Here is a 13172-nt window from a genome sequence, read left to right on the forward strand (position 1 = left end):
ACCCCGAGGAGCCCCCATGGCCGTCCCCAAACGCAAGATGTCCCGCAGCAACACCCGCCACCGCCGCGCCCAGTGGAAGGCGACCGTCCCCGCCCTGGTCCCCGTGACCATCGACGGCGTCCAGCACCTCGTCCCCCAGAACCTGGTCAAGGCGTACGAGCGCGGCCTCCTCCACCCCGAAGGCTGACCGTGACCCAGCACGACCGTCTCCCGGTGACCGTCCTCTCCGGCTTCCTCGGCGCGGGCAAGACGACGCTCCTCAACCACGTCCTGAACAACCGCGAGGGCCTCAAGGTCGCGGTGATCGTGAACGACATGAGCGAGGTGAACATCGACGCGGCCCTGGTGCGGGGCGGCGAGGCGGCGCTCTCGCGCACGGAGGAACGCCTCGTCGAGATGACGAACGGCTGCATCTGCTGCACGCTCAGGGACGACCTCCTGGAAGAAGTGGACCGCCTCGCGCGGGAGGGCCGTTTCGATCACCTTCTGATCGAGTCCAGTGGAATTTCGGAACCGCTCCCGGTCGCCGCGACCTTCGCGTTCGCGCGGGACGACGGCGCCACCCTGGGTGACGTGGCCCGCCTGGACACGATGGTGACGGTCGTCGACGCGGCGAACTTCCTCACGGAACTGGACGCCGGGGACGAACTCGCCGAGCGCGGCCTCGCCCCCTTCGAGGACGACGAGCGCACGGTGAGCGACCTCCTGATCGACCAGGTCGAGTTCGCGGACGTCATCGTCCTGAACAAGCTGGACCTGGTCGACACCCCCACGGCCGACCATCTCCACGCGACGCTCACCCGCCTCAACCCGACGGCCAGGATCGTCACGGCGACCAGGAGCCGTGTCCCCCTCCGCGAGGTCCTGGACACGAACCGCTTCGACCTGGAGCGGGCCCAGCAGGCACCGGGCTGGGTCAAGGAGCTGAACGGCGACCACGTCCCGGAGACGGAGGAGTACGGCATCTCGTCGACCGTGTTCCGCTCCGAACTCCCCTTCCACCCGGGCAGGTTGTGGACGTTCGTCACCGAGCGCCTGGACGGCGGGAGGTACGGCAAGATCCTGCGCTCGAAGGGCTTCTTCACCCTCTCGACCCGCCCGCACGTCACCGGCCTGTGGTCGCAGGCGGGTACGGTCGCCCGCTTCGAACCCTCGGCGGCCCGCGACGAAGAGGCGCCGTACGCTCAGGAACTGGTGTTCATCGGCACGGAGTTGAAGGCGGACGAACTCCATCTCGCCCTGTCGGACTGCCTCCTGGCACCGGGCGAGCAGGTCGGCGAGGACCCCTTCCCCGAGTGGGAGACCCACGGGATCGACGACACCTGCGAGCACGAGCACGCGGCCTGACGGCAAGGCCCGGCAGGCAACGGGCTCAGCGGACCTGCTCGGCCAGCAGCACCCCGCCGATCACCACCATCAGCACCCCCGACACCCGGGTCACCACCCGCGCCGCCCCGGGCCGTGTCCGCAGCACGGCCCCGGCGAAGAACCCCACCCCGAGGTAGACGACGGCGCAGGCTGCCGTGTGCAGCACCCCGAGCAGCCCCGTCTGAGCGGCCACCGGCCACCCGGACCCCGCGTCGACGAACTGCGGGAACAGCGAGAAGTACAACAGCAGCGCCTTGGGATTCAGCCCGCTGATCCCGGCCCCCTTGAGCAGAATCCGCCCGGGCGATTCGGCGACCGCCTCGGACGCCCCCACGGCGGCGGGCCGGGTCAGCACCCCCCACCCCAGCCACATCAGGTATCCGGCCCCGGCGACGGTCAGCGCGGTCAGCAGGGCCGTCGAACTCGCGACGACCACGACCAGCCCGGCGACGGCGAGCACCGTGTACCCGACGTACCCCGTGACGAGCCCGGCGACGGCGGGCAGGACGGCCCGCTCCCGCAGCCCGGCGGAGATCGCGTACGCCCAGTCCGCCCCCGGCGTGCACACGAGCAGCAGGTCGACGGCGAGGAAGGCGACGACGGTCGATATGTCCATGCGGGGAAGATTAGGGAGGAACACCCCGAACATGTTCCTGTCTTTTCCGCGCTTCCGGCCCTTCAGGGGGAGAATCTCCCCGTGGATGCCATAGACCGGAAAATTCTTACCGAGCTCCAGCTCGACGGCCGTCTGACGATCACCGACCTCGCCGCCCGCGTGCGGCTCAGCGTCTCCCCCTGTCACCGCCGCCTGCGCGACCTGGAGCGCTCGGGTGCGATCAAGGGGTACCGCGCGGTGGTCGAACCGGCGGCGGTCGGCCTCGCCTTCGAGGCGCTGATCTTCGTCACGATGCGCTTGGAGGACCGGGACACGGTCGCGGAGTTCGAGGCGGCCCTCGCGGCCGTACCGCACGTGGTCCAGGCGCAGCGCCTGTTCGGCGACCCGGACTACCTGCTGCGGGTGGTCACCGCCGACCTGGCCGCCTACCAGCGCCTCTACGACGAACGCCTCGCGACGCTGCCGGGCGTCCAGCGCCTGAACTCGACGCTGGTGATGAAGCACGTGGTGGACGACCGCCCGCTGCCGGAGTGACCGGCACGACCGGTGCGCCCGTCTAGTAACGTCAGCCCCCGTGACCAGGGAAAAGCAACGCCCCAGCACGATCCGGGACGTCGCCGCGCGCGCGGGTGTGTCGGTGGCCACCGTCTCCCGGACCCTCGCGGGCGACTACCCGGTGTCGGAGGACACCCGCAGGCGCGTGCTGGCCGCCGTCGAGGCGCTGCACTACGTCGTGAACGTGCACGCCAAGGCCCTGTCCGGCCAGGTCGCGGGCCCGATCGCGCTGGTCGTGAAGGACATCACAGGCCCATCGCTGGCGCATGTCGCCGCCGGGGTCGAGCAGGAGGCGGCGGACCGGGGCCGGCTCAGCCTGGTGTGCGCGACCCGCGACGACCCGGCGCGCGAGGACGCGCTGGTGCAGCTCGCCCGCCAGCAGCACGCGGCGGCGGTCCTGCTGGTCGGGGGCGCGTTCCTGGACGACGCGTACCGGCGCCGTACGGCCGGGTACGCGCGGGCGCTGGACGCGGCCGGGTCACGGCTGGTGCTGGTCGGCAGGCCGCCGCTGGCGTCCGGGATACCGGCGTCGGTCGTCGAGTACGACAACCGCGCGGGCGCCTTCCAGGCCGCGTCGCACCTGCTGATCGCCGGGCACCGCCGCATCCTGTTCCTCGGCGGGGAGCGGCGTTTCAGTACGGCCGAGCAGCGCCGGGCGGGTTTCGAGGAGGCGTTGCGCGGGCACGGTGTCGCGCCGGACGCCGAGCTGGACGTACCGGGCCCCTTCTCCCGTTCCTCCGGCTACCTCCGCACCCGGGACGCGCTGCGCGCGGGCGTGCGCTTCACGGCCGTCTTCGCGGGCACGGACATGGTCGCGGTCGGCGCGCTGGCGGCGCTGAAGGAGGCGGGGCTGAAGGTGCCGGAGGACGTCTCGGTGATCGGTTTCGACGACGTCCCGTTCGCCGCCGACCTGACGCCGGGCCTGACGACCGTACGGGTCCCGTACGAGGAACTCGGGCGTACGGCGGTGCGGTTGGCGCTGCGGGAGGCGCAGGAGCGGGGGCGTGACGACCATGTCGTGCTCGGGACCCAGCTGGTCGTACGCCGGTCGGTGGCGCCGCCAGGAATCTCCCGCGCCGCACAGCGTTGAACCCTGTGTGACCTCACTGCTCGCAGCAACGCGTTTCTCCGTCCTCGACCGCTCCCGCACCCGCGAGGGCCACTCCCCCGCCGAGGCGCTACGGGACACGGTCGCGCTGGCCCGGGACGTCGAGGCGCTGGGCTACCACCGGTTCTGGGTGTCGGAGCACCACGGCGTCCCCGGCGTGGCCGGTTCCGCGCCGACGGTGCTCGCGGCGGCCGTCGCCGGGGCGACGAGCACGATCCGCGTCGGCACGGGCGGCGTGATGCTGCCGAACCACCGCCCGCTGGTCGTCGCCGAGCAGTTCGGGGTCCTGGAGTCGCTGTACCCGGGCCGCGTCGACATGGGCCTCGGCCGCTCGGTCGGCTTCACGGACGGCGTCCGCAAGGCGCTCGGTCACGACAAGGACGCCGCCGAGGACTTCGCCGCGCAGATCGAGGAGCTGCTCGGCTGGTTCGCGGGCACCTCCCCGACCGGCGTCCACGCCCGCCCCGCGGAGGGCCTCACCGTGCCGCCGTTCGTGCTGGCCATGGGCGAGGGCGCCGGCATCGCCGCACGCCTCGGCCTCCCGATGGTCATCGGCGACCTGCGCAGCCGCGACAAGATGCTGTCCGGCATCGACCACTACCGGACGGCGTTCCGCCCCTCCCCCTGGGCGGCCGAGCCGTACGTCGTCATCTCGGGCACGATCGCGGTCGCCGCCACCCCCGAGGCCGCCCACCGCATCCTGGTCCCGGAGGCCTGGTCGTCGGCGTACTCCCGCACGCACGGCGCCTTCCCGCCCCTGCCGCCCGCCGAGGACGCCGAGCACCGCGAGATGACCGCCAAGCAGCGGGGCTTCTACGCCGACGCCCTGACCGGCCATCTCGCCGGCACCGAGGAGCAGGTCGCCGAGGGCCTGGAGCGGCTGGTCAAGGAGACGGGCGCGCGGGAGGTGCTGGTGACGACGAGTACGTACGACCGGGCGGCCCTGCTCGACTCCTACCGGCGGCTGGCGGACGTCGTCCACGACCGGTAGTGGTCGAGCAGCGTCTCCTCGACCGGCCGGTAGCGGATGCCCAACTCCTCGGTGCTGCGCCGGTTGTCGACGGTGAAGCGGATGCCGAGGTGGCCCCGGATGTAGTCCTGGGTGAGCCCGAACGCGGGCCCGAGGATGCGAACGGGCCAGTGCGGCAAGGCCGTTCGGGGCAGCCGCCAGTTCTTGTGGTGCCGTCGGATCACCGTCGCCATCTGGTGGAACGACGTCATCTCCCGCTCGGCGAGGATGTACCGGCCGTGCGCGCCGGGGTTCTCGGCGGCGGCGATGTGCGCGAGGGCGACGTCGCGGACGTCGACCGTGGTGAAGCTGAAGTCCGGTGCGCCGTAACAGAAGTAGCCCTTGAACAGCTCGTCGAGGAGGAAGAGGCTGCCGGAGTCGGAGGCCGGGGTGAGGGAGGGCCCGAGGATCAGCCCGGGGTTCACGGCGACCATGGACCAGCGGTCCTGAGCGCCGTGCGCCTCCCAAGCGGCCTGTTCGGCGACGGTCTTGGCGTAGTGGTACGGGTTGTTGGCCACCGTGCTGCTGGAGTTGACGTACTTCTCGGTCAACTCGCCGCCCATGTCGGTGAGTACGTCGGAGTAGTCGCCGAAGATCGCGCCGACGGTGGAGGTGAACACGAGCCTGCGGACACTCTCCGTGCGTTCAACTGCCCCGAGGACGTTGTGTGTTCCGGTGAGCGCGGGGTCGACGACGTCCTTCTGGCCGTCCTTGATCTTCTCCGGCATGAGGAAGGGCGAGGCGACGTGGAAGACGACGGAGCAGTCCCGCGCCGCCTCGTCGAAGGAGCCGTCCCGCATCAGGTCGGCCTCGAACAGCCTGAGCGCGCCCGGGTGTTGCTCGCCGAGTGCCGTGAGCGGGGCGACCTTCGCGGTGGCCGTGAGGCTGCGGACGGTGGCGTGCACCCGGTAGCCCCGCTCCAGCAACTCCCGTACCAGATGGGCGGCGACGAAGCCGCTGCCGCCCGTGACAAGGACCGTATCCACCCGGTCATGATCCCACTTCGGCCGCGCGGGCGAGAGACCTGCGGTCGGGGTATTCCGCGGGGTCGACGAGCGGCAGGACCTCGACCTCGGCGACGAGGCGCCGCGCGGTGACGACCCGCCACACGGACGCGAGGAGGGTGTCGTCGCCGATGAACGCGGGCGCGGTGCTCTCCCGGCCGTCGGCGGTGCGGTAGCGGATGCGGACCGGCTGTACGGGTGTTCCGGCGTCCAGCGCGGCCTGGAACACCGCGCGCCGGAACCGGCCGTGCTCGCGCCCGCACCAGGTGGAGCCCTCGGGGAACACGGCGACCGCCTGTCCCCCGCGCAGCGCCCGCGCGATGTGCGCGACCGTGCCCGGCAGGGCGCGCAGCCGGTCCCGGTCGATGAACAGCGCGGCGCGCGCGGCGATCGGGCCCGCGAGCGGCCACTGCCGGATCTCCCGCTTGGCGAGCATCCTCGCGGGCCGCACGGCCGCGAGCAGCGGCACGTCCAGCCACGAGATGTGGTTCGCGACGACCAGCAGCCCGCCGTCCGGGGGCGCGGCCCCGGTGATCCGCACGCGTACGCCGCAGGCGCGGACGACGCCGCGCGCCCAGGCCCGCACCAGCGCGCCCGGCAGCCACCGCACGACGAAGGAGCCCGCGATCCCGGCGAGGATCAGCGCGACCACGGCCAGCAGCCTCGGCGCACCCCACCCGCGCGTGCAGCGCCCCTGCTGGATGCACGCCCTCGGGGTGCAGGGCGCGCTGGGCAGCCAGACGCTCATCAGGCCGGGACGAGGGAGAGGAAGTGGCGCAGGTAGCGGGCGTTGACCTTGCGCATCGACAGCAGCACGTACAGGTCGGCGACCCCGAAGTCCGGGTCGTGCGCGGGCTCCCCGCACACCCAGGCGCCCAGCCGCAGGTAGCCGCGCAGCAGCGCGGGCAGTTCGGTGCGCTCCGCCGGGGCGGGCTCCTTCGGCACCCACGGCAGCAGCGGGCGTACCCGCAACTCCTCCGGCGCGAGGTTCTTCGCCTGGACCCGGTCCCAGGTGGCGGCGGCGAGCTTCCCGCCGTCGGCGAGCGGCACGGAGCAGCAGCCCGCCAGCCACTCGTGGCCCCCGTCGACCATGTAGCGGGCGATGCCGGCCCAGATCAGCGAGATCACCGCGCCGTCCCGGTGCTCGGGGTGCACACAGGAGCGGCCGACCTCGACGAGGTTCGGGCGGATCGCGGCGAGCGGCGCGAGGTCGAACTCGCCCTCGGAGTACAGGCGTCCGGCGACGGCCGCGCGCTCCGGCGGGAGCAGCCGGTACGTCCCGACCACCTGCCCGGTCCCGGTCTCGCGCACGAGCAGGTGATCGCAGTAAGCGTCGAACGAGTCGACATCAAGCCCCGGCTCCGTCCCCCCGAGCAGGGCCCCCATCTCCCCCGCGAACACCTCGTACCGCAGCCTCTGCGCGGCCCGCACCTCCTCCTCACTACGCGCCAGACTCACGGCGTAGCGCATCGGCGCCACATTCTGCTGGGGACGGTCGAGCGTGGAAACGCCGGTCATAACTCACTCCCGAGTACCAGGCGAACGACGGCGAGCGGTGCCGCCGTCCCTGTTCTTCCGACGCCGGTTGGCGTGTACGTGACCACTTCCGGCACCTTTGATGTGCGGAGGCTGAACGACTCGGGGTAAGTGTCCGGGGGGTCCGGTTCCGGGGTCGGGGTGGTGGCCGGGAGGCAACCCTGGAGGGTTCAGGAGCGTCTTCAGTCCTGGGGTGGATCTTGGAAACGGCGTTGGACTCGGTGGCGTGGGATCGGCTGGCGACGGTGGATCCCGACATGTCGGTCAAGGAAGTCCGCAGATCCTTGCGGCGGCTGTACCGGGACGGGTCGGCCGTGCCGGACAGGGTCTGGTCCCCCTTGTTCGACGCCCTCGCGCTCCCGGTCTTCGGCATCTCCTCCGCCGCGACGGCCGCCTTGCCGTTCATCGTGGACCTGGCCACCGGTCCGGTCCTGGACGACCGCCTGCCGGCCGTGCACCTCCTGGTCCACCTCGCGGAGGTCCACCAGGAGTGTCCGCCCCACCTCGTGGACGAGGACTGGCCGGCCGCGTGGACGAAGGCGTACGACACGATCGGCGCCCTCCTCGGCGACGCCGACCCGGAGATACGCCGCGCGGCGATCCCCCTGGCCGACGGGGTCCCGGCTCTGTGGGAGCGGTGGCGCGTCGAGGGGGACCTGTCGGTACGGATCACGCTGCTGCTGACGCTCGGCGAGACGGGAGAAGCGTCCGCCGGGATCCGCCCCCTCCTGCGGGACGGCGATCCCTTCGTGCGGGTCGCCGCCGTACACGCCCTCGGGGACGTTCACGTCGCCGAGGCCGAGATGGACCTGCTGGTGGAGACCCTCACGGACCCCGCACTGCGGGCGGGGTGGGAGGCCCTCTGGTACCTGCCGCAGATCGAGGTGCCCCAGGGCCTGGAGAGCATGGCGTTCCACACGTTCTCCTTGTTCACCGACGTCCCCTCCCTGGCAGCGGAGTTCCTCACACGGCTGACCGGCGCGACGCGGGATGCCGACCTGCTGCGGGCGGCGCTGGACGCGGCGTGGCTCCTGCTGACGACCCGCAGGTCCGTGGAACCGGCACTGCTCCCGCCGGCGGGCGCCCTGATGAACCACCCGGACGTCTCCGTACGGCTGAGAGCCGTCCACGTCCTGGCAGGACTCGGCCGCCGCGCCACCGAGTACGCCGACGGCCTGACCGCCCTCCTCGACGACACCGCGCAGGACGACGCGCTGGACGACACGGTCGCTGAACAGGCGACCTGGGCTCTGGCCCGCCAGGAGGACCCCCGCATCCTGCCCGGCCTGGTCACCCGCCTGTGCGACCCGTACCGCGAGGAGTACGGACGCGGCTACGCCCTCCATGCACCGCACCGCCCCGAAGTCTTCGACGTCCTGTCCCCGCTCCGCGCTCACGCGGACGTCCTGCTGCCGCAGATCAGGGAGGAGCTGCGCCGCCAGCTCGTGACACGCGACAGAGCACCACTCTCCGACCTCCTGTCGACGCTCGCGTCCTGGGGCCGGACCGCACTCCCCGCGCTCCCGGAACTCACCGCCTGGGCGTCCCGAGGCTCGCACGAGGCCATCGAGGCGCTGGCCACGATCGGCCCGGCCGCCTCGCCGGCCGCCCCCGCGCTGCGCGCACGCCTGGCCGTCGCGCCCGAGCAGAACCAGCCCCGGCTGCGTTCGGCCCTCTGGAGCATCGGCGCCGCAGAACCCGGCAGCGAGCCTCCCTACCTCGACGACCTCGTGGCCTCGGGGACCGGCGCGGCGCCCTACGCCGACCACCTGCGCACCCTCCTGGAGGAACCCGGGGGATGGGGGAAGCCCCAAGCCGCAGCAGCCCTCTGGGCGATCACCGGTGACCCCTCCCCCTTCCAACCCGCCCTGGAGGAACCCCTCCTCGCGCTCGCCGCAGGTGGCGACCACTACGGCACCTTCCGCAGAGCCTTGGAGGCGCTGGCCCGTTTCGACGCCGCCCTCTCCCCCGCCGCGGCCTCCGCGCTCCGGTCCCTCCGCGACCAGGACCGCCGCCTCTCCCTCGACGGCGGCTACCGAGCCGTCCTCGACGACGAACAACACCGGGCGCTCATCGACCAGTTGCTCCCATGACCTTGGCGGGACCGGAATTGAGCACCACTCCGGTCCCGCCCGTCCGCACCTTGTCGGCGAACGTCTTCGGGCGGGTTACCGCTTGCCCGCCTTGCGGGTGGCCCGGAGCCACTCCTTGTTCATGCTCGTGATGGACACCAGCGGAATGCCCTTGGGGCAGGCTGTCGCGCACTCGCCCGTGAGGGTGCAGCCGCCGAAGCCCTCCTCGTCCATCTGGGCGACCATGTCCAGGACCCGGGTCTCGCGCTCGGGTGCTCCCTGGGGGAGGACGTTGAGGTGGTTGACCTTGGCCGAGGTGAACAGCATGGCCGCGCCGTTGGGGCAGGCGGCGACGCAGGCTCCGCAGCCGATGCATTCGGCGTGTTCGAAGGCGAAGTCGGCGTCGGGTTTCGGGACGGGGGTCGCGTGGGCTTCGGGGGCCGCGCCGGTGGGGGCGGTGATGTAGCCGCCGGCCTGGATGATGCGGTCGAAGGCGGAGCGGTCGACGACGAGGTCCTTGATGACGGGGAACGCGGAGGCCCGCCAGGGTTCTACGTCGATCGTGTCGCCGTCGGAGAAGGACCGCATGTGGAGTTGGCAGGTCGTGGTGCGTTCGGGTCCGTGCGCGTCGCCGTTGATGACGAGGGAGCAGGCGCCGCAGATGCCTTCGCGGCAGTCGTGGTCGAAGGCGACGGGTTCCTCGCCGCGCAGGATCAGGTCTTCGTTGAGCGTGTCGAGCATCTCCAGGAACGACATGTCGGGCGAGATCCCGTCGACCTCGTACGTCGACATGGCCCCGTCGGCCTCGGTGTCGCGCTGGCGCCAGACGCGCAGGGTGAGCCTCATGCGTAGCTCCGCTGGGTGGGGTGGACGTACTCGAAGACGAGGTCTTCCTTGTGGAGCGTGGGCGCCTCGCCGGTGCCGGTGAACTCCCAGGCCGCCGCGTAGGCGAACTCCTCGTCGTGGCGGGCGGCTTCGCCGTCCGGCGTCTGGGACTCCTCGCGGAAGTGCCCGCCGCAGGACTCGGCGCGGTGCAGCGCGTCGAGGCACATCAGCTCGGCGAGTTCGAGGTAGTCGACGATGCGGTTGGCCTTCTCCAGCGACTGGTTGAACTCCTCGCCGGTGCCGGGGACCTTGATGCGGCGCCAGAACTCCTCGCGGATCTGCGGGATGCGCTCCAGCGCCTTGCGCAGCCCGGCGTCGGTGCGGGCCATCCCGCAGAACTCCCACATCAGCTCGCCGAGTTCGCGGTGGAAGGAGTCGGGGGTGCGGTCCCCGTCGACCGAGAGGAGCAGGTTCAGGCGGTCCTCGGTCTCCGCCAACACCTCCTGGACGGCGGGGTGTTCGGCCGTGACCTCCTCCTGGCGCGGGTTGCGCGCGAGGTAGTCGTTGATGGTGGCCGGCAGCACGAAGTACCCGTCGGCGAGCCCCTGCATCAGCGCGGACGCACCGAGCCGGTTCGCCCCGTGGTCGGAGAAGTTGGCCTCGCCGATCGCGAACAGGCCGGGGACGGTGGTCTGAAGGTCGTAGTCGACCCAGAGTCCGCCCATCGTGTAGTGCACGGCCGGGTAGATCCGCATCGGCACCTCGTACGGATCCTCGTCGGTGATCCGCTGGTACATGTCGAAGAGGTTCCCGTACTTCGCCTCAACCGCCTTGCGCCCCATGCGCTTTACGGCGTCCGCGAAGTCCAGGTAGACCCCCTGCCCGCCGGGGCCGACGCCGCGCCCCTCGTCGCACACGTTCTTCGCGGCGCGGGAGGCGATGTCGCGGGGGACGAGGTTACCGAAGGAGGGGTAGATCCGCTCCAGGTAGTAGTCGCGTTCGTCCTCGGGGATCTGGTTCGCGGGCCGCGTGTCGCCCTTCGCCTTCGGCACCCAGATCCGCCCGTCGTTGCGCAGCGACTCGCTCATCAGGGTCAGCTTCGACTGGTGGTCGCCGGTGCGCGGGATGCACGTGGGGTGGATCTGCGTGAAGCAGGGGTTGGCGAAGTAGGCGCCGCGCCGGTGCGCCCGCCACACGGCCGTCGCGTTGGAGTTCATCGCGTTGGTCGACAGGTAGAAGACGTTGCCGTACCCGCCGCTGGCGAGGACGACGGCGTCCGCGAAGTACGTCTCGACGCGCCCGGTGATCAGGTCCCGCGCGACGATCCCGCGCGCCTTCCCGTCGACGACGACCAGGTCGAGCATCTCGGTGCGCGGGTGCATCTCGACGTTCCCGGCGGCGATCTGCCGCGACAGCGCCTGGTAGGCGCCGAGGAGGAGTTGCTGTCCCGTCTGCCCGCGCGCGTAGAAGGTACGGGAGACCTGGACGCCGCCGAAGGACCGCGTGTCGAGGAGCCCGCCGTACTCCCGGGCGAACGGCACGCCCTGGGCCACGCACTGGTCGATGATCTCGACCGAGATCTGCGCAAGGCGGTGGACGTTGGACTCGCGGGCCCTGAAGTCGCCGCCCTTGACGGTGTCGTAGAACAGGCGGTGGATGGAGTCGCCGTCGTTGCGGTAGTTCTTCGCGGCGTTGATGCCGCCCTGCGCGGCGATGGAGTGGGCGCGGCGCGGGGAGTCCTGGTAGCAGAACTGGACGACGTGGTAGCCCTGTTCGGCGAGCGTCGCGCCCGCCGCGCCTCCGGCGAGCCCGGTGCCGACGACGATCACCGTGTGCCCCCGCCGGTTGGCCGGGTTGACGAGCTTCGCCTCGAAGCGGCGGGTGTCCCAGCGCTCGGCGATCGCGCCCGAGGGCGCCTTGGTGTCGGCGACCGGCGCACCGGTCGTGTACTCGGTGTAAGGGGTCATGGTCAGCTCACCACTCCGGTCATGACGCCCACGGGTACGGCGATGAAACCGGCCGTGAGCAGCAGCGCGAGGACGTTTGCCGTGGTCTTGAGGGCGCGGTCGCGGGTCCGGCTCCCGGCGCCGAGGGTCTGCGCGGCGGCCCAGAACCCGTGCCGCACGTGCAGGCCGAGGGCGAGCATCGCCGTGATGTAGATGGCGTTGCCGTACCAGGTGGAGAAGGTGTCCACGACGTTCTGGTACGGCTTGCCCTCCTGGAAGCCGCCGCTGTGGACGGTGCCGGTCGTCAGGTCGAGGATGTGCCAGACGATGAACAGGGCGAGGATGATCCCGCCCCAGCGCATGGTGCGCGTCGCGTAGCTGGCACGCCGTTTGGCGTGCACGTACTTGCTGGGCCGTGCCTTGAGGTCGCGGCGGCTGAGCTGGTAGGCGGAGACCGCGTGGGCGACCACGGCGATCACCAGCACCACGCGGATCACCCACAGGGTCCACTCGTAGTGCATGAACGGCTCGCCGATCGTGCGCAGCCAGTGGGCGTAGTGGTTGAACTCGCCGGCGCCGAAGAAGATCTTCAGGTTGCCGAGCATGTGGACGACGAGGTAGCCGAGCATGATCAGGCCGCTGACGGCCATCACGGTCTTCTTGCCGACGGAGGAGTCCCACACGGTGCGCGCCATCGACGGCCGTCGGTCCGTCCGCGTTGCCAGAGCCATGGCTCAGAACGCTAGACGCGTTCCGGCCCATCGGTCCAAGACATGGTCCGGCTTGATTCGATAGCCGGAGCCTATGGTGGGGGCATGCAGTTCCAGCAGCTCCAGTACTTCGTCGCCGTCGCGGAGACCCGTCACTTCACCCGGGCCGCCGAGGCCGTGCACGTCGCGCAGCCTTCGCTGTCGCAACAGATCAAGGCGCTGGAGCGGGAGCTGGGCGCGGATCTCTTCCTGCGGGCCCGGGGCAACATCACGCTCACGGACGCCGGTGAGGCGCTCCTCCCGCTGGCCCGCCGCATCCTCGCGGACGCCGAGACCGCGCGCTACGAAGTGCGGGAACTGGTCCAGTTGAGGGGCGGGCGGGTGCGTCTTGGGGCGACGCCGAGTCTGTGCACGGGGCTGCTG

General features: G+C 71.4%; 14 protein-coding genes. 7 read left to right on the forward strand and 7 right to left on the reverse strand.

Annotated features, from left to right (window positions below; all coding sequences use genetic code 11):
• The first annotated feature begins 16 nt into the window (after positions 1 to 16).
• Positions 17 to 187: a 50S ribosomal protein L32 gene (gene rpmF / locus AOK24_RS26665; RefSeq protein ID WP_010359363.1), complete on the forward strand. Its 171-nt coding sequence runs from the start codon at positions 17 to 19 to the stop codon at positions 185 to 187.
• Between the two features lie 2 nt (positions 188 to 189).
• Positions 190 to 1347, forward strand: a complete 1158-nt coding sequence (locus AOK24_RS26670) for a GTP-binding protein (protein WP_240554130.1) — start codon at positions 190 to 192, stop codon at positions 1345 to 1347.
• A 25-nt stretch (positions 1348 to 1372) separates the two neighbouring features.
• Here AOK24_RS26670 and AOK24_RS26675 read toward each other — a convergent pair whose 3' ends face one another.
• Positions 1373 to 1984 (reverse strand): LysE family translocator, encoded by a 612-nt coding sequence (locus tag AOK24_RS26675; protein WP_055722608.1) that lies wholly within the window; start codon positions 1982 to 1984, stop codon positions 1373 to 1375.
• Positions 1985 to 2065: 81 nt separating this feature from the next.
• Between AOK24_RS26675 and AOK24_RS26680 the strand changes: the two genes are divergently transcribed.
• From AOK24_RS26680 to AOK24_RS26690, 3 genes are read left to right on the forward strand one after another with little or no spacing between them, the layout of a single operon-like run.
• A complete protein-coding gene (locus AOK24_RS26680) occupies positions 2066 to 2518 on the forward strand; it encodes an Lrp/AsnC family transcriptional regulator (RefSeq protein WP_055722609.1) in 453 nt (150 codons plus the stop codon).
• A gap of 40 nt (positions 2519 to 2558) precedes the next feature.
• Positions 2559 to 3629: a LacI family DNA-binding transcriptional regulator gene (locus AOK24_RS26685; protein ID WP_079057000.1), complete on the forward strand. Its 1071-nt coding sequence runs from the start codon at positions 2559 to 2561 to the stop codon at positions 3627 to 3629.
• A gap of 7 nt (positions 3630 to 3636) precedes the next feature.
• Entirely contained in the window at positions 3637 to 4638 is a 1002-nt protein-coding gene (locus AOK24_RS26690) for an LLM class flavin-dependent oxidoreductase (protein ID WP_055722610.1), read from the forward strand.
• Here the strand turns inward: AOK24_RS26690 and AOK24_RS26695 are convergent.
• The 3 genes from AOK24_RS26695 to AOK24_RS26705 are packed head-to-tail and all read right to left on the reverse strand — an operon-like array spanning position 4602 to position 7178.
• Positions 4602 to 5642, reverse strand: a complete 1041-nt coding sequence (locus AOK24_RS26695) for an NAD-dependent epimerase/dehydratase family protein (protein WP_055722611.1) — start codon at positions 5640 to 5642, stop codon at positions 4602 to 4604. The genes AOK24_RS26690 and AOK24_RS26695 overlap by 37 nt on opposite strands.
• Before the next feature lie 4 nt (positions 5643 to 5646).
• Complete coding sequence (locus AOK24_RS26700; RefSeq protein WP_055722612.1) at positions 5647 to 6408, reverse strand: lysophospholipid acyltransferase family protein; 762 nt, start codon at positions 6406 to 6408, stop codon at positions 5647 to 5649.
• Positions 6408 to 7178 (reverse strand): GNAT family N-acetyltransferase, encoded by a 771-nt coding sequence (locus tag AOK24_RS26705; protein ID WP_055722613.1) that lies wholly within the window; start codon positions 7176 to 7178, stop codon positions 6408 to 6410. Before AOK24_RS26705 ends, AOK24_RS26700 begins: the two co-directional genes overlap by 1 nt.
• 275 nt (positions 7179 to 7453) lie before the next feature.
• Here AOK24_RS26705 and AOK24_RS26710 point away from each other — a divergent pair, with 275 nt between their 5' ends.
• Positions 7454 to 9289: a HEAT repeat domain-containing protein gene (locus AOK24_RS26710; protein WP_159051992.1), complete on the forward strand. Its 1836-nt coding sequence runs from the start codon at positions 7454 to 7456 to the stop codon at positions 9287 to 9289.
• A gap of 75 nt (positions 9290 to 9364) precedes the next feature.
• Here AOK24_RS26710 and AOK24_RS26715 read toward each other — a convergent pair whose 3' ends face one another.
• Genes AOK24_RS26715 through AOK24_RS26725 form a run of 3 tightly spaced genes read right to left on the reverse strand, consistent with a single transcriptional unit; the run spans position 9365 to position 12734 of the window.
• Complete coding sequence (locus AOK24_RS26715; protein ID WP_055722615.1) at positions 9365 to 10114, reverse strand: succinate dehydrogenase/fumarate reductase iron-sulfur subunit; 750 nt, start codon at positions 10112 to 10114, stop codon at positions 9365 to 9367.
• Positions 10111 to 12060: a fumarate reductase/succinate dehydrogenase flavoprotein subunit gene (locus AOK24_RS26720; RefSeq protein WP_055722616.1), complete on the reverse strand. Its 1950-nt coding sequence runs from the start codon at positions 12058 to 12060 to the stop codon at positions 10111 to 10113. Before AOK24_RS26720 ends, AOK24_RS26715 begins: the two co-directional genes overlap by 4 nt.
• A 2-nt stretch (positions 12061 to 12062) precedes the next feature.
• Positions 12063 to 12734, reverse strand: a complete 672-nt coding sequence (locus AOK24_RS26725; protein ID WP_055722617.1) for a succinate dehydrogenase — start codon at positions 12732 to 12734, stop codon at positions 12063 to 12065.
• A 120-nt stretch (positions 12735 to 12854) separates the two neighbouring features.
• Between AOK24_RS26725 and AOK24_RS26730 the strand changes: the two genes are divergently transcribed.
• Positions 12855 to 13172 (forward strand): LysR family transcriptional regulator (locus AOK24_RS26730; RefSeq protein ID WP_159051993.1); only part of this gene is annotated, 318 nt, incomplete at its 3' end.

The organism is Streptomyces niveiscabiei (assembly GCF_001419795.1).
GTDB classification, from domain to species: Bacteria; Actinomycetota; Actinomycetes; order Streptomycetales; family Streptomycetaceae; genus Streptomyces; species Streptomyces niveiscabiei.

What these genes read in the sequence shown, in the direction of transcription:
- rpmF (WP_010359363.1), top strand. Translation starts at nt 17, where the DNA reads ATGGCCGTCCCCAAACGCAAGATGTCCCGCAGCAACACCCGCCACCGC.
- AOK24_RS26720 (WP_055722616.1), bottom strand. Translation starts at nt 12,060, where the DNA reads ATGACCCCTTACACCGAGTACACGACCGGTGCGCCGGTCGCCGACACC.
- AOK24_RS26725 (WP_055722617.1), bottom strand. Translation starts at nt 12,734, where the DNA reads ATGGCGCGCACCGTGTGGGACTCCTCCGTCGGCAAGAAGACCGTGATG.
- AOK24_RS26715 (WP_055722615.1), bottom strand. Translation starts at nt 10,114, where the DNA reads ATGAGGCTCACCCTGCGCGTCTGGCGCCAGCGCGACACCGAGGCCGAC.
- AOK24_RS26705 (WP_055722613.1), bottom strand. Translation starts at nt 7,178, where the DNA reads ATGACCGGCGTTTCCACGCTCGACCGTCCCCAGCAGAATGTGGCGCCG.
- AOK24_RS26700 (WP_055722612.1), bottom strand. Translation starts at nt 6,408, where the DNA reads ATGAGCGTCTGGCTGCCCAGCGCGCCCTGCACCCCGAGGGCGTGCATC.
- AOK24_RS26710 (WP_159051992.1), top strand. Translation starts at nt 7,454, where the DNA reads ATGTCGGTCAAGGAAGTCCGCAGATCCTTGCGGCGGCTGTACCGGGAC.
- AOK24_RS26675 (WP_055722608.1), bottom strand. Translation starts at nt 1,984, where the DNA reads ATGGACATATCGACCGTCGTCGCCTTCCTCGCCGTCGACCTGCTGCTC.